The 25,524-nt window shown below is 42.8% G+C and carries 14 protein-coding genes; 8 read left to right on the forward strand and 6 right to left on the reverse strand.

Annotated features, from left to right (window positions below; all coding sequences use genetic code 11):
• Positions 1–42: 42 nt before the first annotated feature.
• A complete protein-coding gene (gene hisN / locus ACSSWA_RS05285; RefSeq protein WP_437355515.1) occupies positions 43–816 on the reverse strand; it encodes a histidinol-phosphatase in 774 nt (257 codons plus the stop codon).
• Positions 817–888: 72 nt separating this feature from the next.
• Between hisN and ACSSWA_RS05290 the strand changes: the two genes are divergently transcribed.
• The 3 genes from ACSSWA_RS05290 (at position 889) to ACSSWA_RS05300 (ending at position 4,791) form a co-directional block, all read left to right on the forward strand.
• Complete coding sequence (locus ACSSWA_RS05290) at positions 889–1,887, forward strand: L-threonylcarbamoyladenylate synthase (RefSeq protein ID WP_437355516.1); 999 nt, start codon at positions 889–891, stop codon at positions 1,885–1,887.
• A gap of 100 nt (positions 1,888–1,987) precedes the next feature.
• The gene (locus ACSSWA_RS05295) at positions 1,988–3,514 is read left to right on the forward strand and encodes a PAS domain-containing sensor histidine kinase (RefSeq protein WP_437355517.1); all 1,527 of its coding nucleotides are present in this window, start codon (positions 1,988–1,990) and stop codon (positions 3,512–3,514) included.
• Between the two features lie 83 nt (positions 3,515–3,597).
• On the forward strand, positions 3,598–4,791 hold the full coding sequence (locus ACSSWA_RS05300; protein WP_437355518.1) for a M24 family metallopeptidase: 1,194 nt from the start codon (positions 3,598–3,600) through the stop codon (positions 4,789–4,791).
• On the opposite strand, the gene ACSSWA_RS05305 is transcribed toward ACSSWA_RS05300, so the two are convergent.
• The 3 genes from ACSSWA_RS05305 to ACSSWA_RS05315 all read right to left on the reverse strand — a co-directional run bounded on the left by ACSSWA_RS05305 (position 4,788) and on the right by ACSSWA_RS05315 (position 10,725).
• Positions 4,788–5,423 carry a cobalamin B12-binding domain-containing protein gene (locus ACSSWA_RS05305; RefSeq protein ID WP_437355519.1) on the reverse strand — a complete coding sequence of 212 codons (636 nt, stop codon included), beginning with the start codon at positions 5,421–5,423 and terminating at the stop codon, positions 4,788–4,790. The two genes, ACSSWA_RS05300 and ACSSWA_RS05305, sit on opposite strands and share 4 nt — an antisense overlap.
• A 61-nt stretch (positions 5,424–5,484) precedes the next feature.
• Positions 5,485–6,126, reverse strand: coding sequence for a phosphatase PAP2-related protein (locus ACSSWA_RS05310; protein WP_437355520.1), 642 nt, complete (start codon positions 6,124–6,126; stop codon positions 5,485–5,487).
• 54 nt (positions 6,127–6,180) lie between these two features.
• Complete coding sequence (locus ACSSWA_RS05315; protein ID WP_437355521.1) at positions 6,181–10,725, reverse strand: lamin tail domain-containing protein; 4,545 nt, start codon at positions 10,723–10,725, stop codon at positions 6,181–6,183.
• Positions 10,726–10,838: 113 nt separating this feature from the next.
• Here ACSSWA_RS05315 and ACSSWA_RS05320 point away from each other — a divergent pair, with 113 nt between their 5' ends.
• A complete protein-coding gene (locus ACSSWA_RS05320) occupies positions 10,839–13,226 on the forward strand; it encodes a peptidylprolyl isomerase (RefSeq protein WP_437355522.1) in 2,388 nt (795 codons plus the stop codon).
• Between the two features lie 34 nt (positions 13,227–13,260).
• Here ACSSWA_RS05320 and ACSSWA_RS05325 read toward each other — a convergent pair whose 3' ends face one another.
• Together ACSSWA_RS05325 and gltB are read right to left on the reverse strand one after the other, a co-directional pair.
• A complete protein-coding gene (locus ACSSWA_RS05325) occupies positions 13,261–14,685 on the reverse strand; it encodes a glutamate synthase subunit beta (RefSeq protein WP_437355523.1) in 1,425 nt (474 codons plus the stop codon).
• Positions 14,678–19,243, reverse strand: coding sequence for a glutamate synthase large subunit (gltB, locus tag ACSSWA_RS05330; RefSeq protein ID WP_437355524.1), 4,566 nt, complete (start codon positions 19,241–19,243; stop codon positions 14,678–14,680). Before gltB ends, ACSSWA_RS05325 begins: the two co-directional genes overlap by 8 nt.
• Positions 19,244–19,755: 512 nt before the next feature.
• On the opposite strand from gltB, the gene ACSSWA_RS05335 reads away from it, so the two are divergent.
• Genes ACSSWA_RS05335 through hflX form a run of 4 tightly spaced genes read left to right on the forward strand, consistent with a single transcriptional unit; the run spans position 19,756 to position 25,519 of the window.
• Entirely contained in the window at positions 19,756–21,081 is a 1,326-nt protein-coding gene (locus ACSSWA_RS05335) for a SpoIID/LytB domain-containing protein (RefSeq protein ID WP_437355525.1), read from the forward strand.
• Entirely contained in the window at positions 21,081–22,199 is a 1,119-nt protein-coding gene (locus ACSSWA_RS05340; protein ID WP_437355526.1) for a glycosyltransferase family 4 protein, read from the forward strand. The genes ACSSWA_RS05335 and ACSSWA_RS05340 overlap by 1 nt, the downstream gene beginning before the upstream one ends.
• Positions 22,196–24,244: a BatA domain-containing protein gene (locus tag ACSSWA_RS05345; protein ID WP_437355527.1), complete on the forward strand. Its 2,049-nt coding sequence runs from the start codon at positions 22,196–22,198 to the stop codon at positions 24,242–24,244. Before ACSSWA_RS05340 ends, ACSSWA_RS05345 begins: the two co-directional genes overlap by 4 nt.
• Positions 24,245–24,253: 9 nt before the next feature.
• Positions 24,254–25,519, forward strand: a complete 1,266-nt coding sequence (hflX, locus tag ACSSWA_RS05350) for a GTPase HflX (RefSeq protein ID WP_437355528.1) — start codon at positions 24,254–24,256, stop codon at positions 25,517–25,519.
• The last annotated feature ends 5 nt before the right edge of the window (positions 25,520–25,524 follow it).

Here is a 25,524-nt window from a genome sequence, read left to right on the forward strand (position 1 = left end):
AAATAACTCCGTTTTTTTTATTAATTCGAAGAATTAGATGATTCAATTCTTCGAAGGATTCAGGATTTCAATAATTTTCGGATGGAGCAAATTATTCGAAGCTACGATACTGTCCCCTTTCATCGGGTCGTTGCCGTAAAAATCGGATATTTTTCCGCCCGCCCCTCGAATGACAGGAATTAACGCCGCCAGGTCCCACTTGCTCATCATCGGGTCGATCATTATGTCGGCATATCCCTGGGCAAGCAATGAATATCCGTAACAGTCGCCCCACGTGCGATAAAGTTTAACCATTTTGGTCAATTTATCGAATCCGCTCGAATCCCTGTATCTGGCAACATTGTTATGGTCGGTCGTCAGCAATACGGCTTCGGACAAATTGCCGTTCAATTTAATTTTAACGGGTTTGCCGTTGCATTCGGCGCCGACGTTGTCGCCGATAATAAATTCATTGAGGACAGGATGATTTATTGCGCCCATAACCGGCTCGCCGTTTTTCAGAAGCGCTATCAGCGTTCCGAAAAGCGGTACGCCGCATATAAAACTTTTTGTGCCGTCGATCGGGTCAAGTATCCATTTATATTCGGCGCCCGGATTTAATTCGCCGAATTCTTCCCCGAGAATTCCATGATCCGGAAATTCCTTCATAATCAGTTCGCGCATTTTCTCTTCGCACTTTTTATCCGCAATTGTAACCGGCGTTTCGTCTTCTTTCGATTCGATTTTAATATCGGTTTTGTAATATTGTTTTATTATTGCCCCGGTCTCGTCGGCTAAAAGACGAACGAATTTTTTAAGAAAAGAGAATTCTTTCATTTTTTTGTTCCGTAGGTTATTATCAATTAAACAGTAAACTTGTTATTTTACGGATTAAAATTTAATGAATTTATGCCCATCTACAAATACGACGATCAATCGTTAAAAAATGCGGCTGAGCTAATTAAAAAAGGAGAGCTTGTAGCTTTTCCTACAGAAACCGTATACGGACTCGGCGCAGACGGACTAAATCCGATTGCCGTCGCTAAAATATTCGAAAAGAAAAACCGGCCTGCATTTAATCCGCTTATTCTACATATAGCGGATAAAAACACACTAAAAGATTACGCATTTTACGAAGACCCGATAATCGACAAACTTACAGACAAGTTCTGGCCGGGTCCTTTAACGCTCGTTCTGCCGAAAAAAGATACGGTGCCGGATATAGTAACTTCGGGAAACGAAACAGTTGCAATCCGAATGCCGAACAATGAAATTGCTTTGAGATTAATAACATTAAGCGAACGCCCGATTGCGGCTCCGAGCGCCAATAAATTCGGACATCTCAGTCCAACCGACGCCGAACACGTAAGCAAATCATTGGGAAACGATCTCTTCATACTCGACGGAGGAAAATGCGCAGTCGGTCTCGAATCCACTATTATCGGTTACAAAAACGGGATTTTCTCCCTTCTCAGACCGGGAGGAATTCCCATTGAAGAAATTGAAAAAATTACAGGCGCTTTGACAATAAAGGATAAAGAAGAAATTTCGCCCGAATCGCCGGGACAATTACCCTTTCATTACTCCCCTGAGATACCTCTCTACATTATTAATAGATCCGGTATGTCCGACAAAAATTTCCTGAATTCGCTCGGGAATAAAAAAGTTGGTCTGCTATTATTCAAAGAAGACAATCCCGATATTGAATCGGTTCTGCATAATTATTCAAAAAAAATATTGAGCGAATCCGGGAATTTAGCTGAAGCCGCGGCAAATCTGTTTAAATTTCTCCACGATTTCGAAAAGGAGAAGGTAGATTTGATATTAACCGAACCGGTCGAGCCGTCCGGTCTCGGTTTGGCAATAATGGACAGGCTTAAACGAGCTGCGGAGCGGTATAAAATATAAATTTATTTTTACAACTTTATTTATTATATTTTAATACGACATTGAGCTTATTCCGATGAACAAAAAGAAGTCAAAAGATAACTCTTCTCAGGGGTCTGTCTTGAATTACATCCAAGATACGGACTTAATGCTGCATACAATTAATTCGGTTCACGAATCGATAAGCATTACCGATTTAAATGACCGTTTGATTTTCGTCAACAAAGCGTTTACGAAAATATACGGATACGAACCGGAAGAAGTTATCGGCAAGAAGACCGATTTTTTACGCTCGGATAAAAACGACCCGGAATTATTAAGAACCGTTCACCCGAGTACGCTTCAGGGAGGATGGCGGGGCAGAATAATCAACAAACGTAAAGACGGAAGCGAATTTACAATCGAACTGAGCACCTCGATCGTAAAAGACGATAACGGGAATCCGGTTGCTTATGTGGGTATTGCACGAGACCTTACGCAGTTAATCGAAACTGAAGAAAAATTACGCGAAGCCGAAAGCAAGTTCAGAGAACTTTTTCTCGAATTGAAAGACGTGGTTTATGAAAGCACAATCGACGGTAAATTCGTCGACTTGAATCCCGCAGGTTTCGAATTCTTCGGAATCAACTCTTACGACATGCTCCGGAAGATCGACATTGTTAACGATATTTATGTCGACCCGCAAATAAGAGAAGAATTTCAAAAGAAACTGGAAAAATTCGGATTCGTCAAAGATTTCGAATTGCGCATCAGGAAACTCAACGGCAAAATTGCCACTGTACTGGAAACGTCTACGGCTGTTAAAGACAGGGACGGTAAAATTATAGGATACCGCGGAATACTCCGCGACATAACCGAAGCCAAAGAAAGAGAAGCCAAATTACAGGAACTTGTTCTTCAACTCGAATCCGTAAACAAACAATTGAAAAAATCCGAAGAAGAATTAAAAAACCAGATTATTACGAAAGACAAATTTTTCTCGATTATCGCTCATGATCTGCGCAGTCCTTTCAGCGCGTTGCTAAGTTTTTCGGAATTCCTTCGCGACGACATAGACGACCTTACCCGCGATGAAATTGTTATGTTCGCCGACAAAATTAACGAAGCCGCCCAAAACGTTTTTGCTCTACTGGAAAATCTGCTGCAATGGTCGAGAATTCAATCCGGTAAAATTCACTACCAACCTCACGATTTCAAACTTCGCGAAAGAGCCGAGCGGGTAATTAAATTATTGTCCAACAATGCCGAGAACAAGGATATTTTCATAATTAACGAAATTCCGGACGACGCAATAGTTTTTGCCGACGAGGATATGATTTCTTCCGTGCTTCAGAATCTTATATCAAACGCAATAAAATTTACGCGTCCGGGAGGCAAAATCACATTGAAAGCCGAGAATGAAGGCAAATTCTTTAAAGTTTCCGTCAGCGACACCGGAGTAGGAATCAAAGAAGAAGACCTCCCGAAATTATTCCGGCTCGACGTACAGCATACTACATACGGCACAAACGAAGAAAAAGGGAGCGGTCTCGGTTTAATCATCTGTAAAGAAATGATAGAAAAAAACGGAGGAACCATAACCGTTCAAAGCCGCATCAACGAAGGAACCACCTTTAGTTTCACACTCCCCGCCACCCGCCCGAACTGAAATTTATTTTCGCAAATATGTTTTGCCGATAACATTTCTATTCATAAATTTAAATTAAGATAATTACAAAAACAGAGGCACAAATGCAGAAAGAATTAATACTGGGAAAAATTAGCCAGGCGGCAAAAATTTTAAACGAAAAAAATATCGACATGTGGATGACATACGTCAGAGAAACCGGAAATATTAAAGACCCGATGCTCGACATGATTGTCGGAACAAACGCCACATGGCAATCGGCGTTTATAATTACAAAAAACGGCGACACTCATGCCGTTATCGGATCGCTCGAACTGGAAAATATGAAAAGCGTAGGAACCTACAAGAATATCCATCCGTACTTGAAAACAATCAAAGAAAAATTTCTCGACGTAGTCGAATCGATTAAGCCGAATAAAATTGCGCTGAACTATTCGGTTAATTCCAGTCTCGCCGACGGTCTTACTCACGGCTTATATCTTGATTTGCTTGAACAATTCAAAGAAACGGACTACCCGAAAAAGTTCGTTTCGTCGGAAGAGATTGTAGCCGCTTTGCGAGGCAGAAAGTCGCCTGCGGAAATAAAACTGATTAAAGAGGCGATATCCGAAACGCTCAAAATTTTCGACGAAGTTACAAAATTTCTGAAACCCGGAATTACAGAAAAACAGGTTGCAGCTTTTGTGCAAAACCTCGTTAAAGAAAGAGGATACGAACTGGCATGGGACAGCGAATATTGCCCTTCCGTATTTACGGGACCCGATACCGCTGGAGCGCATTCCGGACCTACGGACAGAGCCATCGAGCCGGGACACATAATCAATATGGATTTCGGAATTAAAATAAACGGCTATTGTTCGGACCTCCAGCGCACATGGTACGTTATGAAACCGGGCGAAGACAGACCACCGGAAGAAGTAGTAAAAGGTTTTAATGTAATTGTGGAATCGATAACAAAAGCGGCGCAGGAATTAAAACCCGGCAAAGAAGGCTGGGAAATAGACCAGATTGCAAGAAATTATATTCAAGTCAACGGATACGACGAGTTTCCGCACGGGCTGGGTCATCAGGTAGGAAGAGCCGTTCACGACGGAGGCGCTTTGCTTGGTCCGAAATGGGAAAGATACGGAAATCTGCCGATGTTAAAGATCGAAGCCGGCAATGTATTCACAATAGAACCGAGATTGACTGTCGATAAATACGGCATTGCCACTGTGGAAGAAATGGTTTTGGTAAATTCGGACGGCTGCGAATTTTTATCCGAACGACAGAAAGAATTGCTCATAATTAAAAGTTAGCGCCCGGACAGATACTCGTCCAGCTGATTCAGGCAGGCTAAATATTTAATGTCGCTGTAGCCGGTAAGATTATTAATATCCTTGCCGGCAAGCGCCTGTCCGCCCACTATAATTTCCTGCGCGGGGAAATCCGACTTTATCATTGAAACTAATTTCGTCAATCGCGGAATATTCATATAAAAATTGACAGAAATGCCGACTACGTCCGGCTGCTTTTTCCGTATTAAACGCGTAATCTCGCCGAGAGGAGTTGAAGAACCGAGGAATGTCGAATTCCAACCGTTGATTTCGAAATAGCCCGCTACCATTTTTGCTCCGAGTTCGTGATACTCTTTGTCGATACACGCAATAACCACGCTTTTGTTTTTTTTGTTTTTGCATTTCGAAACTTCTATCGACCAATCGACCAGAGCTTCAGTAATTTTCGTCGCTATATGCTCGTCCGCAATCGAGCATCTTTCCCTTTCCCACATTTGACCGATTCGATACATCGACCTTTGAAATAATCCCAGATAAATCTCTTTGATGCTTTCCCCCTCGGCAAGCAATTCCTCGACAATGCTTTTACACGCTGATTTGTCGCCTTCGAGCAATGAATTTAAATAATGGAAATAAATACCTTCCGTAATCATATCGTCGTCGTTGTTTGAATACCTATTAAACGACGGGACTGCGAGAAAAATTCAAATTGAGCTAAGAATTTCTGTCGCGGCTGTTAATCAGATATGCCAACCTGTAGGAAGTATAAGCAAAAAAGGGCGCCGAAAAAACGTCGACTGTATAATGCACGTGTTGAATTAATACGCAAATGGCAACCAGAACCGTAACCGCAAAAAATATTCTCTTTAATTTTTTATTTGTAGTAACCAGAAAGAAGAGAAACATAGTCGCCGTATGCCCCGAAAAAAAGAGGTCTTTTAAAAAAGTACGACCGTCGCCGAAAAATTCAACGAAAGGATCTTTTAACGGTATTATTGTATGAATGGCTTCAAGCGGAAGCAGATAAATGGTAATGAGACGGAAAAGAGCTACAAAACTGTACGACTGAATCGCAAGCAGAAATATTTCGGGATGGAAACTCAACCAGACGAGCATCACAATCACAGAGAAGTAAAGAAGAAAAAAAGTAAGCCACGTCACATCAACAGGCGCAAAAAGCGTAAGAACCGGGTCGTAAATTTCCGTTCCGGGTCGTTTTTCGTTATAAACCAGGAATTTTGCCAGACTCAAAAGAACGGTAATCAATATTGCCATCGAAAGAAAAAATCTGTTTCTAAAGCTTTTATTGAGCAGTTTGGGTTGCCAGATGTTTTTTAATTCTCTCGATATCGACAATATTACCTCTCGTATGTTCAGGGGCAAAAATAAGAAAAATTTCTCATATCCCGATTACAATTTCCGCGCCGATACGAGAGGTTTTTTGAAGACGGCGCTCGAGCCGTTTTCATCGATTGCTTCGATTAATAGAATATAAATTCCCGTTCTGAGCGGCTTTGAATTGTCGTCGAGCCCGTCGTAAACTATTACGGTTTCCGGACCTGCGGGACGGCTTTTCTCCAAGGTTCTTACCGGTCTGCCTTTGCTGTCGAAAATGCGAATTCTAACGAGTCCGATTTTTTTATTCAGTTTTATTGTTATCGTTGTAAAATCCTCATATCCGTCGTTATCCGGCGAAAAAGGATTAGGAAAAACAGTTACTTCCTCGCCGGCTTCGGATTCGGAAGTATAAATTGAATTTTGTCTTCCCGGCGTTGCGCCGCTTGCGTCTGCGGAAGTGCTCCAATTATTCTCGTCCGTCGACGGTATTGAAAAATTAATGCGCTCGAGCGATTTGTTTTTTGCATTGTTGATCAAAGGGCTGTGCCAGTCGCGACTGTAGCGGAGCGAATCAATTAAATTGCCGTAAAAATCTACAAGTTTAATCACGGCTCCTTCATTAGGCAGCGAAAAAGATTTGTCTACAAAAAGTTTTGCCTCCGTTCCGTAGTAGTCAATCAAAGCAGAATCATTCGCCAGCAAAAAATATTCACGAGGAGAAACTACGGTAAGTTCATTTACGAAACGGAAATCATTATGCCCTTCGATTGACAAGCCGCCGATCTGCAGGTTTCCATCCGAATTATTAAACAGTTCTATGAATTCGGAATTACCTTCAGCCGGTTCGTACAGTATTTCGTTGATAATAATCCGACGATTTTCTATCGCCGGTAAATTGACGATTGAATTCTCTTTTAACGGCGTAGAGCCTGATGGAGATAAAGATAAAGACCAGTTTGCAGAGTCTGCGCCGTCGGCATAAGGGGAAATTTTTTCGAGCGAAACTCCCTTTTTGTCACTGCGCCCGGACTTATAATACAGACTGTCGATATAATTCCCGTATGAATCGTAAATCACGACGCCGTCTTCGGAATTATTCAGCAAGAGGAATTCGGGAATGAGAGTCGCTCCTTCGGGATAATTTTTCAAACCCTCCGAACAAAGGACGAGGTACCGGGAAGGCGCAATAAATACATCTTCGTTAATCGTTATTTTCCTGCCGGGCTCGGGAATAACATCCGACGCCGTCCAGTCTTTCAGATTAATTTCTTTATCCGTTGCGTTAAATATTTCGATCCACTCAGGTTCGTTCTCGTTCGGATTATACATAATTTCGTTAACGACTATTGCGCCCTTTGTATAACCGAATGTTAATTTTGTCTTCCGTTCGTTGTCCGTAATGTCTTCGTCGTACAGGTAAATAATTTTAACCAGCAAATCGGAGTTGTCTTTGGCAAGATATTTTCCTTCGGTACATACCGTAACCGTATCGAACGGCGGCAGGAAGTCATATACGAATCTTTCCAGTAATTCGTACGCTCCGTTTTTTGACGCATATATTTCGACGATGAAGTTGTTTGCATTCCCGGTTCCTTTATTAATCACATCGCAGCAAATTCTCACCAGATCGTCGGATTTAGCATAAACCTTATCGAAGAATACTTTTCCTGCCGCAAGGTCGCGTCTGTTCAAACAGACGCTGTTTTTTCTTCCCGGAGTGGCGCCCGACGAATCCCTCGAAAATTTCCAATTGAGCGAATCGTTACTCGCCAGCTCGACACTGCGTCTTTCATAGGAAACGCCGGCTTTTTTGACGCCGGAAGGATGATAAAAAACAGAATCGATTGTTAAGCCCCGCACGTCTTTTATTACAACGGCGTCGCTGTCGTTATTCAAAACCGGCAAGCCCGTTACGGCAACATGCGCCTCCCGATAATATTCGTAAAACGACGAATCGGAAGCGATTATCAAATAATCGCGCGGATTAACAAAAGAACCGTCTATTTTAATTACGGTAATGTTCGTATACCTGTCGTTAACGGTAAATTCATTCAGATAAATTATGCTATCGGAATTATTATATAACTCAATCCATTCGGGCATTTCGTCAGCCGGATAAAACATTATTTCGTTTACCAAGAGCGAGCCCGGTACGCAACCCGGAATAATACCGGCGCAATAACTATTGTTCGTTGTATCTTCGTCGAGCGCGGAGTGAAATAAAATTTCTAAATCCACGGGCTTTGAAATTCGAATCAATGAATCGTACTTAATAACTTTCGTATCATAAACAATCAGGTATTCGGATTTTATTTTTTCTTTGGCTCCGTTTGATATCGTATAAATTATTAGATTCCCTTCAAGAGGCTCGCGACCCGCATTGCTCAAATATATAGTCAGCCCCATCTTTTCTCCGGCAACCGGATGTTTGGGCATAATATTCACGCTGTCAATTTTGACGTCATAGTTTTTAATTGCGTTTGAATTCTTTTTGCCGGGAGTAGAGCCGCCTGCTTCTTTCGATTCCGCCCAATTTAACGAATCCGAGCCGCTGCGATATGCGTCAATCCTTTCAAGCGATTTACCCGTCCTGCCGCCCCAGGCGGAACTATAGAAGACGGAATCGATCGTTCTGCCGAGCGAATCAACGAGCTTTAGTTTATCGCCGCTGTTTCTCAAATAACTGAAATCCGTAAATATTATTTTTACGTCTGTATAAATCCCCGCAATCGAAGAGTCGTTGCTTACAAGCAGGTAATCTCCGGGATTAATCAAATAATCCGCTGCGGACAACTCAAACCGTTTATCGCCTACAACCAATTTCATTTTTTTTAAATTGATTTCTTCCGACGCATTGACAAATATCTCAATCCATTCAGGCTCCGGCGGATTCGGCGCATACATAATTTCGTTAATTACAATGTCGTTTCCGTTAAGTAATTTATTAACGTAGTCGATTGTAAAGAAGAGTGTGTCGTTATCGTGGAACTGGTCTGTTTCGCTAAATACGACGCAATAGTATTCATGCCTCCCGGCTTCATTTTCGACGATTTCGAAAGAGCAGGTTCCGTCTTCATTTGCTTGTAAAAATTGCAGTATGCATTCGCCTATTTTTTCGTTATTCCCGTTATAAAGTTCTATAACGCACTTGTCAATCGCCGAATTGCCGACGTTCTTCGCCATTACCGTTATTTCGGAAGGATTATTAATTAATTGAAAAGGATTTTTCACGATTACCGTATCGAGTTTAACGTCGTACTCTTTCGGCGACAACGAATTAATTGCCCCCGGCGTGCCGTCCGACTTGCTTTTTGTCGCTCCCCAATTGTCCGGTTGATTTGAAGATATCCCGGCATTTATTCTTTCGAGCGATTTACCGTTGACGCCGATTATTTCTTCGCCGTAATAAAGACTGTCTATAACGTTCTGATAATTATCCTTCAAGATTATTTCGTCGCCGCCGTTATTTAAATACGGGAGTTTTGTTATCAGCATATCGAATTCATGTTGATAAAATTCTTTCAATAAAGAGTCCCCTGTAATGACGATGTACGACTCGGGAAGCAGGTAGAAATCGGCGTCAGTGATTACTACGGAAGATTTACTGTCGGCTATTTGCCAGTCTTTGATATTCAGCGTATCATGGGTTCTGTTATAGATTTCCACCCATTCCGGTTCTTCGTTTTCAGGCGCATACATTATTTCGTTGATAACAATATCGTTATAATTTGCTTCGGGCTCGAATATCGTTATTCCGGCATGCGCGCTATTGTTTGAATTCGCTTCGTCATAGTCGTTAATAATAAGCGCGGCGATATCGTAAGCTCCCGCTTCGGTAAACGAATAATCGAACCGAATGTTCATCGAATCGCCCGGATTCAGGTTTGAATAAGTTTCTTTAAATATTTCGGTCGTATCCAAGCCGCTTGAAACAGACAATACTTTCAGAATAAATTCATTCGATTCTTTCAAACCGTTGTTACGGACGATTATTGTAAATACAATATTCTTGTTTACCATTTGATCGTAATGCGATAGAGACAAGCTGCATAAACATAGATCGTAATCCGTCGGTGAAACCGAATTTTTTCTGCCGGGAGTTCCGCCTGTTGTTAAAGAATTAGACCAGCCGAGATTTTCATCGACGCTTATCAATTCATCGGAATACCCCGCAGGATTATCCGCGCTGTAAATATGACTGTCGATCAGGCTGCCGTTCTTATCCACAATCGACACTTCCCTGTCCGATGAATTCGACATACCGGAACTGCCGAATGCGTTGTCGTCAATTGTCATTACAATTACCGTATCGGGAATCAATTTCATATACCCGCCTGCATCGAAATCGTAATCTCCTTCGAGTATGACCGCATAGCTCCTCGGGCGAAGCAAACTTCCGTTTTTATACGATATCAGGAAATCCGCCGGCGATGTGTGATACTTTATTCCGAAATCCGTTAAATCGTACGATTCAGTGTACGACTTATTGAAGAGTTCTATGAATTCTCCGTTGCTTTCGGAGGGACGGAACATTATTTCGCTTATAATCAGATTCTGAGCCGTAAGATTCGTAACAACGGGAAAAAGAAAGACGATTAACTTTTTCCATTGTTTCATTGCCCTGCTGTTTATTTATGCCCTTCCTGAAAATAAACATTCCTCAATTAATTTTCATAACAAAACCGGAAATAATTATATTGCAATTAGTCAAAATATCCGGGAATACAATTATGAAAAGAATAGTTCGCTCTGCCGTTTTATTTTATTTAATCATTCTAACGTCATTCGATTCTTTTTCCCAGACCGATTCCGTATTTAATAAAATCTACAAACTGAGCACAGAGGACAACCGGGTAATGGAACACCAACATTATCTTTGCAATGTCTTCGGAGGAAGATTAACGGGCTCTAATGCATATACAAACGCAGCGAAGTGGGCTTTGAGCAAATTCAAAGAATGGGGACTCGACGCTTATCTGGACGAAGTGGGAGAAATGCCGGTGGGATTCGACAGAGGCCCCTGGTTCGGAAAAATGATTGAGCCTTACGAAAAAAAACTTACATTCGGAACGCCTTCCTATACAGCCTCTACGAAAGGAGTTCAGGAAGGCGACGCAATTTATCTGCCCGACTCGCTAATAATTCACAGCGATAATTTGAAAGACACTGCAAACGGCAAGTGGGTTTTGATAGAAGGAGAAAATAACGGCTGGGCGCGCGACAGAGATTCAATTTCGATTATTACAACAAAATTGATAAATGCAGGAGCGCTGGGCACAATACAGAAATCTCCTTTCCCCTTGAGACTCCTCGAATCGCGCTGCGTAAATTCATGGGATAATCTGCCCGTATTACCCGACATAAAATTACTGGCAGAAGAGTACGATGAAATATTAAATCTTATCCAAGAGAATAAACCCGTTAAACTGCAGTTCGACATAAGAAATCATTTTTTTCCGGGACCCGTAAAATACCACAACGTGATAGGCGTTTTGAAAGGCGCTGAAAAGCCCGGTGAATACGTTATACTCGGAGCGCATCTCGATTCGTTCGACGGAGCTACCGGAGCCATCGACAACGGATCGGGCGCAGCTCGCATGATGGAAGCCGTCAGATTATTGAGCGCGGCAGGAGCCAAACCGAAACGTTCAATCATGATACAATTATACGCCGCCGAGGAAAGAGGTCTTGTCGGTTCCAAATCGTGGATCGAAAAAAATAAATCGATACTAGATAAAATCTCCATAATGTTTAATAACGACGGCGGCACAAATCCTCTTGTAGCTTTGGGATTGCCCGAATCGATTATAAAGCAGGTTGAAGGCGTTTTGAATCCTATAAAAGAATTAAAACTCGAATACCCGTTTTCGCTCGATACAATTCCCAGATTCAGACGAGCAGGCAGAGGAGGCACAGACAGCCACTCGTTCATAATGAACGGCGTTCCGGCGCCATGGCTTATTTTACGCGGACCTCATGTATACAGACGGACATGGCATTCGATATTTGACACTTATAATGAAGTAATCCCGTCGGCGCAAAAACATTCGTCGCTTCTAATCGCTTTAGCTGCTTATCAAATAGCAAATATGGATTCACTTATTTCTCGCAGCGACGCGTTCCTGCCCGAGGGACTTTACGCCGAATTAAATACAAACAAAGGGAGAATTTTAATAAACCTCGACTACAAACGCGCGCCGTTGACGGTAGCCAATTTCGTCGGACTTGCAGAAGGCACAATTAAAAATTCCGAACTGCCCGAAGGAGTTCCTTACTACAACGGCTCAATCTGGCATCGCGTTGTTCCCGGACACGTTATACAGGCGGGGAAACCCGTCACAGGAGCCGAAGGACCCGGATATGAATTCCCGAATGAAATAAGCCCCGATTTGCATCACAATAAAGCCGGTATGGTTGGCATGGCGAATGCCGGACCTCACACAAACGGCAGCCAGTTTTATATAACTCTGGCAGACAGATCGTATCTTGACGGAAATTATACTTTGTTCGGCGAAGTTGAAGAAGGAATGGACGTTGTCTTTAAAATTACGGAAGGAGATACTATCAAACGCGTTCAGATTATCAGAATAGGAGATGGTGCAAATAAATTCAGACCAACGACCGATTCATTTCTTGGTTTGCTCGAGCAGGCTCGTAAACGAGTTCTGGAAGAAGAAAAATTAAAAAAGAAACTCGAAGAAGAAAAAATAAACAAACTGTTTCCCGGACTAGAAACTTACGACGACGGTTCAAGACATTTAATAATTAACGAGGGCGCCGATGATGATATCGGCGAGGTTGAGAAAATAAAAGTAAGATATTCCGGTTTTCATCTTTTAAACGAACAGAAATTTTATTCCGATTCTCTCGGATTACCGGGAATTTCTGACTATGCGGAAGATTTTTATTTCGCACCCGGCAAAACTAATATCAATCCGGGACTAAACAAATACATACCGTTGATGAAAAAAGGCGAAAAGAGAATTATAATATTACCCTCGTCATTGGCGTACGGAATATACGGTTATTACGGCAGGAGCATTGTTAACGGCAAAAGATTCGTTATTCCTCCCAACTCCACGCTGGTATACGAAATCGAAGTAATCGACAGACAATAAAAAAAGACTGCCTCAGTCGAGGCAGTCCCATAATTTATTTCAGATAATCATTAACGGCTTGAGCCACTCTTCTGCCCTGATTGAACGCTCTGACGACGAGCGAAGCTCCCGAAACGGAATCTCCGGCAGCGAAGAATTTATTTTCGCTCGTCATTAAATTTTTATCCACAATTAAATTACCGCGTTCGTCGGTTTTCAGATTCAGGTCTTTAACCAGCTTCCCGTGCTCCACATGGAGAAAACCCATTGCAAGCAAAACGAGGTCGGCGTCGAGTTCGAGAATTTCGCCCGGAATTTCTTCGAATGAAGATCTGCCGTATTTATCCGGTTCGGTCCATTTTAATTTGCTGAATTTGATTTTATTAACTTTGCCTTCTTTCCCGATAAATTCTTTTGCGGAAAGCGACCAGAGCCGTTCGCAGCCTTCTTCATGAGACGTTGAAGTATAAAGAATTCTCGGCCAGGTCGGCCAGGCATTATACGGCGTTCTTTCTTTAGGCGGTTGAGGAAGAATTTCGACCTGTGTAATCGATTTTGCGCCCTGACGACGAGCCGTTCCCACGCAGTCGGAACCGGTATCGCCGCCTCCGATAACCACAACGTTTTTGTCTTTTGCAGTAATTCGTTTTTCTTCCGGAATATTATCTCCGGCGTTAATTTTATTTTGCAGCGTCAAATATTCCATTGCAAAATGGATTCCGTTTAAGTCCCTTCCCGGAATATTCAAATCGCGGGGCACGGTAGATCCCGCCGCAATTATTATGGCGTCGAACGTCCTTTTAAGATAATTTGCCGAAATGTCGATACCCACATTTACCTCGGTTTCGAAAACTACGCCTTCGGCTTTCATCTGTTCAATACGTCTGTCGATAACCCATTTTTCAAGTTTAAAGTCGGGAATACCGTATCTCAGCAAGCCGCCTATTCTATCGCTCTTTTCGAACACGACTACATTATGTCCTGCTCTTATCAATTGCTGTGCGGCGGTAAGACCCGCCGGACCGGATCCGATTACGGCGACTTTCTTACCGGTTTTATAAGCGGGAGTCTGGGGTTTTATCCAACCTTCTTTCCAGCCTTTTTCGACAATTTCGAGTTCAATATGTTTTATCGTTACCGGTTCGATATTAATCGACAGCGTACATGCTTTTTCGCACGGCGCAGGACATACGCGTCCGGTAAACTCCGGGAAATTAATCGTCGAATGGAGCAGCTCCAACGCTTTTTGCCAGTGACCTTTATAAACCATATCGTTCCAATCGGGAATACGATTGTTCACCGGGCATCCGTAAGAGTGACAATAAGGGATTCCGCAATCCATGCAACGCGCCGCCTGTTTGGTAATTTTATCGTCCGGCAGCAGAATTTCGAATTCTTTGAAATTTTTTATTCTCTCCTCAGTCGGCAATTTCTGAGGATTTTCTCTGTTATATTCCAGAAATCCGGTCGCTTTAGCCATCGTATACCTCCTCGGTAGCCGCTACCGTTTCTACATCCGCATGTTCGCTTAATTTCATTCTTTCGAGCACTTTTCGGTACTCGATCGGAATTACTTTTACAAAAAGCGGAAGGCTCGATTCCCATCTTTCGAGTATCATTTTAGCCCTTGGACTGTTTGTAAAATAATAATGTTTTTCAATCATTGATCTAAGGAAAAGTTTGTCGTTTTTGTCCCACACGCTTTCCAGATCGACCATATCGAGATTACATTTAGTGTCGAAGAGTTGAGTTTCGTCGTAAACGAAAGCGATACCGCCGCTCATGCCGGCTGCAAAGTTTTTGCCTGTCGATCCGATACAAACGACAGTTCCGCCGGTCATGTATTCGCAGCCGTGATCGCCGATGCCTTCGACAACCGCCGTTGCGCCGCTGTTTCGGATAGCAAATCTTTCGCCGGCTTTACCGTTAATAAAGACTTCCCCGCCGGTTGCTCCGTAGAGCGCGACGTTCCCGCAAATCACATTATCGTGAGGCGCAAATCCCGCATTAGCGGGAGGAACAACGACAATCCTGCCGCCTGCCATCCCTTTTCCCATGTAGTCGTTTACGTCGCCTTCGAGTTTGAATGTAATACCCGGCGAGAGAAACGCTCCAAAGCTTTGACCCGCTGAGCCTTTGAAATTAATTTTTATTGTATCCTCCGGCAATCCTTTTGCGCCGTGTTTTTTGACCACATAGCCGCTCAGCCTTGCGCCGACCGTCCTGTGAATGTTTCTGATCGGCAGGTCCAGTTCAACCGGTTTCTTTTCATCAATTGCAGGTTTCAATTTATCTACGAATTCCTCGTCGTAAACTTCCACCTGGTTGGGCGCGTTTACCATACAGCATTTACCTGCCGTATCGACCATAGAATCGAGAAGAGGTCTCAGGTCAAATTTTTGAGCTTTCCATAAATCAGGCGGCGGATTGAATTCCAGCAGTTCGGTATGGCCTACCATTTCGTCTACTGTTCTGAATCCGAGTTCTGCCATTACTTCTCTGAAATCCTGAGCAAGGAATCTAAAGAATCGCTCGATATATTCAGGCTTTCCGGAGAATCGCGCTCTTAGCCTCGGATCCTGAGTAGCGACTCCCACCGAACAGGTATTCTGGTGACATTTTCTCAACATAACGCAGCCGATCGTAATCAGTACCGAAGTTGCGAATCCGTATTCCTCTGCACCCAATAAAGTTGCAATTGCAAGGTCGCGCCCGGTTTTCAATTGACCGTCGACCTGCACTTTTATCTTATCCCTGAGTTTATTGTGAATAAGCGTCTGATGAGTTTCTGCCAAACCGATTTCCCACGGAATTCCCGTATGTTTGATCGAAGTAAGAGGCGAAGCTCCCGTGCCGCCTTCGTATCCCGAAATCAGAACTATATCGGCTTTCGCTTTTGCTACGCCGGAGGCTACCGTGCCGACGCCCGACTCGGAAACGAGTTTGACAGATACTTTTGCCTCGGGATTAATGCATTTCAAATCATAAATTAATTGAGCCAGGTCTTCTATCGAATAAATATCGTGATGAGGCGGAGGCGAAATAAGTGTAACGCCCGGGGTCGTATGACGCACTTTTGCAATTTCGGGCGTAACTTTATGACCCGGCAACTGCCCTCCCTCGCCGGGTTTAGCGCCTTGGGCAATTTTAATCTGTAATTCCTCGGCGCTCAGCAAATATTCGGGCGTAACGCCAAATCGTCCCGAAGCCACCTGCTTGACTTTCGAACGGGCTGTATCGCCGTTTGCGTCGACTTTATTCCGCGCCATATCCTCGCCGCCTTCGCCGGAATTACTTCTTGCGCCTATTCTGTTTACCGCAATTGCGATTGTTTCGTGCGCTTCTTTGCTGATCGAGCCGAACGACATTGCCGAGACGACAAATCTTTTGACAATGCTTTCGACAGGCTCTACTTCGTCAATCGGAACCGGATTCCTCTTTTTGAAACGGAGCATTTTTCTGATTGCAACGGGGCTGTTCTCGCCTTCGTTAACAATCCTGGTAAATTCTTTGAAGACTTCATAGTCGTCGGTTCTCGTAGCCAATTGAAGTTTGGATATCGAGTCATGATTCCAGAAATGTTTTTCGCCGTTCAAACGAATCGAATATTCGCCGCCGGCGGAGAGCAGATTTTCCGGCTTTCCTTTTTCGGGGAATCCCGCGCCGTGTCTTATAATCGCTTCTTTTTGAATATCGTCAAGGTCGATGCCTCCAAGGCGGTTGATTGTGCCCGTAAAATATTTTTCAACTAATTCCTTGCTCAAACCGATTGCTTCGAATGTCTGAGCGGCAAAATAGCTGTGAAGCGTCGATATGCCCAGACGGCTCATGGTTTTAAGCAAACCTTTCTTTACGGCAATGATGTAAGAATCGATCGCTTCTTCCGGCTTCAGTTTTTGTTCAAGGAAATTATTCTCGGCAAGATATCTCACTGTGTTCAATGCAAGATACGGACAAATAGCGTCTACGCCGTAGCTTATCAAAAGCGCAAAATTCATCACTTCTCTTACTTCGCCCGATTCGACAATAATGCTCGTCCTGGTTCTCAAACCGTTTCTGATCAGATAATGATGAAGCCCAGAAGCAGCCAGCAACGAAGGAATCGGGACTCTGTTTTCATCCACATTTTTATCTGTAAGAACTATAACCGTGGATCCGTTTTTAATATTTTCTGCCGCAGTTTCGAATATATTATTCAAAGCGTTTTCGAGCGCCCTGTCGCCTCCGTTTTTATCGAACAGGATGTCGATATAGCTTACTTTAATGTTGGGATGATTTGCATGTTCAATTTTTTTAAGATCGTCGGGAGTTAATATCGGATGCGAAAATTTAAAACCTCTGAAATTTTCCGGACTCTCTTCAAGGAGATTGCCTTCGCCTCCGACAAAACTTTCGAGCGACATTACGAGTTCTTCTCTCAGCGGGTCGATAGCGGGATTGGTAACCTGCGCAAATCTCTGTTTGAAATAATAAAACAACAGGTTGGGTCTGTTCGATAAAATTGCCAGAGGCGTATCGTTGCCCATTGAACCGACGGGTTCCTGGCTGCGAGAAGCCATGGGCGTAATTATTAATTTCAGTTCTTCTTCGGTATAACCGAAAATATGCTGTTTTCTAAGAAGGAGTTCTTCGTTTTCAACTTCAGGAGCCGTAGCGGGAGTAAACAATCCTCTCAAAGTGATAATATTATCTTTAATCCATCTTCTGTAAGGCTTCTGTCGCGAAATTTTAGCTTTGATTTCTTTATCCGGGACGACTCTGTTTTGTTTGAAATCCGCCAGCAGCATTTTGCCGGGAGAGAGCCGGCTTCTTTTGATTATATTTTCAGGCGGAAATTCGACCACTCCGCTTTCCGAGGCAAGCACAACCATTCCGTCTTTTGTAATCGAATAACGCGCCGGTCGTAATCCGTTTCTGTCGAGTATGCCGCCCAGGAATCTCGAATCGGTAAAAACAATGGCTGCCGGACCGTCCCACGGTTCCATAATAGCCGAGTGAAAATCGTAAAAAGCTCTTTTGTCTTCGCTCATCTGAATTTTGGGACCGTAGGCTTCGGGAACCATCATCATCATTGCATGAGGTATGGAACGTCCGCCCATTACGAGCAGTTCCAATACATTGTCGAAAATTGCCGAATCGCTTCCGCTTTCGACTATAATCGGCTTAATCTTTTCAATATCTTCTCCGAACAATTCGGACCTGAGCGTAAATTCCCTGGCTTTCATTCGGTTGATATTGCCGCTCAATGTATTTATTTCGCCGTTGTGAGCAAGGAATCGGAAAGGCTGGGCAAGATTCCATGTCGGCTGAGTATTTGTGCTGTAACGCTGATGAACAACTCCGAATTTCGATTCAAATCTCCCGTCTGACAGATCGGGATAAAAGAGCGGCAGTTGATTTGCAGTCAAAAGCCCTTTATATACAATTCTGCTCGAAGAGAGACTCGTTACGTAAAATTGCGACGTATCTTCCGGCAAAGCGTCGACTTCTTTTTCAACCTGTCTTCTTATTACGTAAAGTTTCCTTTCGAAAGCGTCCTTGCTTATTTTTCCGCGATGCACAAAAATCTGAGCTATCCGTGGTTCGGTCGACTTTGCAAGTTGACCGATTGCGCCGCTATCGACGGGAACATCCCTCCAGCCGAGCAAATCGCAACCTTCGTCGAGCACATACTTTTCGAAAATCTTTTTGCATTTATCCGCCAATGCTGTATCGGTAGGAAGAAATACCATACCGACGCCGTAATCTTCGTAAGCCGGCAATTTTATGCCAGCGGAAGGAGCTTCATCCCGGAAAAAACGGTCGGGGATGTCAATCATAATACCAGCGCCGTCTCCGGTCGATTTATCGCCTCCCAAAGCGCCGCGGTGTTCCAGATTAACCAGAATTTGAACGGCGTCTTCGACCACCTTATGAGTCGGTATTCCGTCAAGTTTAGCTATAAACCCGACGCCGCAATTGTCCCTTTCGAATTTCGGATCGTATAATGCGTTCTTTATCAAACGCCCGTCAGCGCTATATAAATGATTATTCCCCATCTGTTTCTCCTTTATATCTCTCAAACTTTCTGGTAATTATTTATTAGAGAGGTTAAATTTCTATTAAAAAAGTAGATTACGGCATTAACGCCGTAGCGTGCGTATGTTTCTAATCGCAGCAATAATGCACAACGGAATGATTTCTTCTGCGTACCGAATATATCTGCCGTGATGATTTAAACTATTGTATCTTTCTTTCATTTTAAATCTCTATAAAAAAACTTTTTCAAGTACACAGAACCGGGTAGGTTCTTTAATATTACGGCAGCTTTTGGCTTGCTTTTATAATTCTTTGCAAATGTAATGAATGAAAACGGGAAATTCAATCCTTTTTAAAAAATTTCCCTATTTTCCCCTTATTTATTTAGTCCCCGCATTTCTTCCGCATTACCTTGAGAAAGCCGCGAAACATATTTAACGTAATTATAAAAAATCGGACGGGGCAAAAACATTAAACCGGGATTTGAAAAAACATTGCTATATTTCCGGATGGAAATTAAAGAATCTCTTATATGACAGAGCCGGAAATAAATATAGGTATACTGACCGCTAAAGAAATCCGCTTCGATCTCTACGGTGAATTCAAGAGCAATTTCGGAACCGATAAATGCAGCGGAAATTATAAAGCCGTTTTGGAAGAAGAAAAAATAGCGGTTTATAAAGACGATAAGAAAGCCGGCAAATCAGAAGAAATAATATTCACTCCTAACGATATCGATATCGAGTCGTTTGTTCTTTACGACGTCGTTATAGGTAAAAACTTTCACTGGCAGAAGAAAGAAAGACAGCGTTTCAGAGGAACTCTAAGATTGTTCATCGAAGAGGGCGACATAACAGCCGTCAACGTCATTAACCTCGAAGAATATCTGTCGAGCGTTATCGCCTCGGAAATGAACGCCAACAGTTCTCCGGAACTGCTCAAAGCGCACGCAGTAATATCGCGCAGCTGGATTCTTGCTCAACTCGAAAAGAAAAACGAGACTGCAAAACATGTTAACGAATTGATTACAGACGACGAAATTATCAGATGGTACGATTCGACCAATCACAAAAATTACGATTTTTGTTCCGACGACCATTGCCAGAGATATCAGGGGATTACGAGAATAATAAACGAAAACGTTTATAACGCCGTCGAAAGCACAAGGGGAATTGTATTGACGTACGAAGACAAAGTTTGCGACACGCGTTATTCGAAATGCTGCGGCGGTATTACAGAGTCGTACGAAAACGTATGGGAACCGATCAGGGTGAGATATCTTGTATCAATTACGGATTATAAATTCGAGATCGACGGTATCGAATACGACCTTACGAAAGAGCAAAACGCCCGGAAATGGATTGACATTTCACCTCACGCATTCTGCAATACTGCCGACCCCAGAATTCTTCAACAGGTATTGAACGACTACGACAGACAAACGGAATTCTTCAGATGGAAAGTAGAATATTCACAGGACGAGCTTTCATCGATAATAAAAGAAAAAAGCGGAATCGACTTCGGACACATTATCGATCTCGAACCCGTCAAACGAGGCTACTCGGGGAGAATTATAAAATTAAAGATTAGAGGCACAAAGAAAAGTTTGACCGTAGGCAAAGAATTAGAAATAAGAAGATGGCTTTCTCCGACTCATCTCTACAGTTCCGCATTTACCGTACTGAAAGAAGAAATCAAAGATAATATACCCGCTAAGTTCGTTCTCAAAGGCGCAGGATGGGGTCACGGAGTAGGTTTATGCCAAATAGGCGCCGCGTCGATGTCGAATATCGGATATCTCTTCGACGAAATTCTGCTGCATTATTTCAAAGGAGCCAAAATCAAAAAGATTTATTGATGAGAATACTAAAAACTTGCTTTTCAAAAAGCTGGGGCGGACTCGAAATTTATTCACTGACTACTATTCTAAAACTTCGCGAGCGAGGATTAAACACCGCTCTTTTTTCTCTTGAAGACGCTCCGATTACAAAAGAAGCGAAAGAACATCGTATTAATACAATCACAATAGACAATGCAGGATATCTGAATCCGGCAGCAATTAAAAAAACAATCTCTTTGTTAAAGAAAGAAAACTTCGACATTATTCATTGCGCGACATCCAAAGATTTATGGCTTATTACTCCCGCTCTGAAACTTACGGGTTTAAACACTCCTCTTTTAATGACAAAGCACATGGGCTCGTATATTGTAAAAAAAGATTTGCTTCATCGATTTATTTATAAGCGGCTCGACTATGCCCTTGCAATCAGCAACGTAATAGCCAAAAACCTGGTCGATACCACGCCTTTAAGACCGGATAAAATTAAATTGCTTCACAACGGAATCGACACAAAATTTTTCGATCCCGGGAAATACGAGAAAAATAAAGTGCGTTCGGAATTCGACATAAAAGACGACGAACTGCTAATCGGCATGACTGCGAGATTCAGTCCGGGCAAAGGACACGAAGAATTTATTGCTGCAGCGAATATGCTGTGCAAAGAATATGACAATCTCAAATTCATTATTGTAGGAAAAGCCAGCCGCGGCGAGGACGATTACGAAAACAAAATAAAAGATACCGCGCGTCAATCCGGTATCGGAGACAAAATAATTTTTACCGGTTTCAGAAAAGACATACCGGACATTCTTGCCGCTATCGATATTTTCGTTTTTCCGTCGCACGCCGAGGCTTTTGGTATTGCTCTAATCGAAGCGTTCAGTATGGCAAAGCCTAACGTTTGTTCGGCTTCCGACGGCGTCCTCGATATCGCACTAGACGAAACAACTTCGCTGCTCTTCAAAAAACAATCGGCTGACGATCTGGCAGCCAAATTGAAAAGATTAATCGAAGACGGTAATTTACGGGAAAGACTCGGCGCAAACGCCCGTAGAAGAGCTCTGGAACATTTTGACATCGAAATTTTTTCGGACAAATTGATTGCAATTTATAAGGAAGCATTGAACCGCAAATGACTTTTCTAAACCCAGCTATATTGATCGGTCTTTTGGCGGCCGGCATACCGGTAATAATCCATTTCCTCAACTTGAAAAAGTTGAAAAAAATCGAATTCAGTACGCTGGCATTTTTGAAGGAGCTTCAAAAAAGTAAAATAAAAAGGATAAAATTTCGCCAGTGGTTACTGCTGTTAATCAGAGTATTGATAATAATATTTCTTGTACTCGCGTTTGCGCGTCCGACAATAAAAGGCACGGTTGCCGGTTCGGGAACAACGGCGGCTGTTTTCATTTTCGACGATTCCTACAGCATGTCTTTATTAACGCCGCAGGGCTCTTTATTCAATATCGCTAAAAAGGTTTCCAAAGAAATAGCTTCTTCATTCGCGCCTGAAGACCGCATTGCGGCGTTAACCGCTTCTTCGGAAGGAAATAAAATAAATTTTGCGCCGCTCTCCGAAGCTCTTAAACAGATCGACATGATGAGTGTTTCGTCAGAGGCGGTCAAACTCAATGAGATTCTGACTCAAGCCGCAAACAAATTGAGCAAAACAACCGCGGTAAACAAAGAAATATTTGTCTTCTCGGATTTTCAAAAATCCGCCGTCGATCCGAAGCAATTTAACGCGGACGAAAAAATTAAAATTTACGCCATTGCCCTTCAGGAAAAGAACGTAAACAATCTATCGGTCGACAGTTTTTATACCGACAATCAGATATTCGAATTAAACAAATCAATTACATTTATAGCCGCCATAAAAAATCATTCGAACACTCAAGCCGTCAACAGAATCGCTTCATTATATATAAACGGGCGAAGAGCCGCTCAACAAAATTTTTCAATCCCCTCTCGCGAAAGGACAATAGTCAGTTTCGAAACAGCATTAATCGACACAGGCATTATAGATGCAAAAGTAGTTCTTGAAGACGACGATATCCTTTACGACAACGAAAGACATCTCGCTTTTTATGCGCCGGGCAAAATAAAAGTTCTAATGTTGTTCGAAAATAAAAAAGACGTTTTTTTTCTGAATGCCGCTCTGACCACTTCGCTTAACGACAAAACACAAACTGTACTTTTAGACGAAACTTCTTACGGCTCTTTCGCTGCAGTTGATTTGAATAAATACGACGCTATAATTTCCGTGGGAGCTCCGGACAAATCTCGATACGGAATATTCTCCGAATATGTTCGCAACGGAGGCAATCTGATACTTTTCCCTTCGTCTGCAGATAATACGGAAAGCCATAAAGATTTTTGCGAAGCGCTCGGCATGCGGGGCGTACGATTTCAAAACATTTCCAATTCGGTTCATTATACCGGCAAAATAAATACCGACAACCCGCTTATAAAAGATTTGTTCGAAAACAAAGAAAGACCGGAAATCGATTCGCCGGAAATTTACAAGTACTGCAGATTAAACGGATTTTACGAAGGCGATTTAATTATTGCTATGGACGACGGCTCGCCGTTCCTTGCGGAAATTAAAAAAGGAGCCGGCAAAATATTTTTATTTAATACGGCGCCTGTAGCGGAATGGAGCGACTTTCCTTTCAAATCGCTTTTTGCCCCGTTAATCAACAAGCTCGTCAGATATTCAGCTTCTGCAAATGTTGAGAAAGAATACAGAGCCGGAGAAAGAATAATAATCGATTTATCCGGCGTTGCTTCGCCGGTTTTGAAAATAATCAGACCCGATAACACGGCGGTTTATTTAAACAGAAATGAAAGTCCGAACCGAAACATCGTATCGTTTACGGATACCGGGCTGCCGGGTTTGTATAAATTTTATGCCGATTCGAAATTAATTAAATTCGCAGCCGTCAATACCGACCCGGCGGAATCTGAACTTGAAAATTATACCGAAGGGGAATTAAAGAACTCTGCCGGATTTATTCCGATAAGCGCCCTTTCGTTCTCTCGCGAAGAAATCACACAACTGAGATACGGCAGCGAACTGTGGAAATATTTGATTATTTTAGTGATATTACTGGCGGCGATCGAAACATTTTTGTCGAAAAGCAATAAAAGAGAAGTAATTGAACTGGAGAAAGGAAATTAAAAAGCATTTATGATCGATCTTAAAAATACGCCGCGCGAAAGAGCAATTTTAATCGCTCTGCCGATTGGGGGCTTTACAAAAGAACAAGTTGAAGAACACCTGGACGAGCTGGAACTGCTTGCGTCTACCGCGGGAGCGGAAACGGTATTTAAAATCCTTCAGGACAGAATTAAGCCCGACCCCGCCTACTTTATCGGCAAAGGGAAAGCGGAAGAGATTGCGCAATTAATCGAATTAAACGACATCCAGATTGTCATATTCGACAACGACCTGAATCCCACACAGGTACGCAACCTCGAAAAGTTATTCAACCGGAAGATACTCGACCGGAGCGGTTTAATACTCGATATTTTTGCGCTTCACGCCAAAACGAGAGAAGCCAAAACGCAAGTCGAACTGGCTCAGCTTGAATATATGCTGCCGAGACTTACCAGAGCATGGACGCACCTTTCCAAACAATACGGCGGAATCGGAACGAAAGGACCGGGAGAAACTCAGATTGAAACCGACAGAAGACTAATACGCACGCGAATTTCCAAACTGAAAGAAAACCTTCGCAAAATAGAATCGCAGCAGATCGTAAAAAGTTCCGCCCGGAAAAAATTAATTAACGCGACGCTTGTTGGGTATACAAACGCGGGCAAGTCAACGTTATTGAATCTCTTAACCAACGCCAGCGTTCTAGCCGAAGATAAATTGTTCGCCACGCTCGATTCCACAACGCGTATATTTAACCTCGACAAGAACAAACAAATTCTGCTGAGCGACACAGTCGGTTTCATTCGGAAACTCCCCGCTCATCTCGTCGCTTCTTTTAAGAGTACGCTTAACGTAGTAAGCGACGCGGACGTAATACTTCACGTAATCGACGCATCTCACGATTTCTTTGAAGACCACATAAAAACCGTCGACGATACGCTTCGTCAACTCGATTGCGATAAAAAACTGCAGATAAAAATATTCAATAAAATCGACGCTCTTAAAGAAAGGGACGTCATCAATTATATCTCGGCAAATTATCCGGACAGTTATCTCATTTCCGCCCGAAGGGGCATCGGCATTCAAAAATTGAAGTCGGCTCTCCTCGATATTTACGAACAAAACTTCGTCGAAGGCGAATTGAGAATAAGCCACACTCAGCCGAAGAAGATTTCTAAAATTTACGAATTCGCCGAGGTGCTCGACACGCGCTACGAAGACGATTTCGTTTTATTGAAATACAGAACCAGCAAGATTAACGAAAGCCAGATAAAAAAAATAATTCAACACAACTGATATAT

The organism is Melioribacter sp. Ez-97 (assembly GCF_051488665.1).
Classification (GTDB): Bacteria; Bacteroidota; Ignavibacteria; order Ignavibacteriales; family Melioribacteraceae; genus Melioribacter.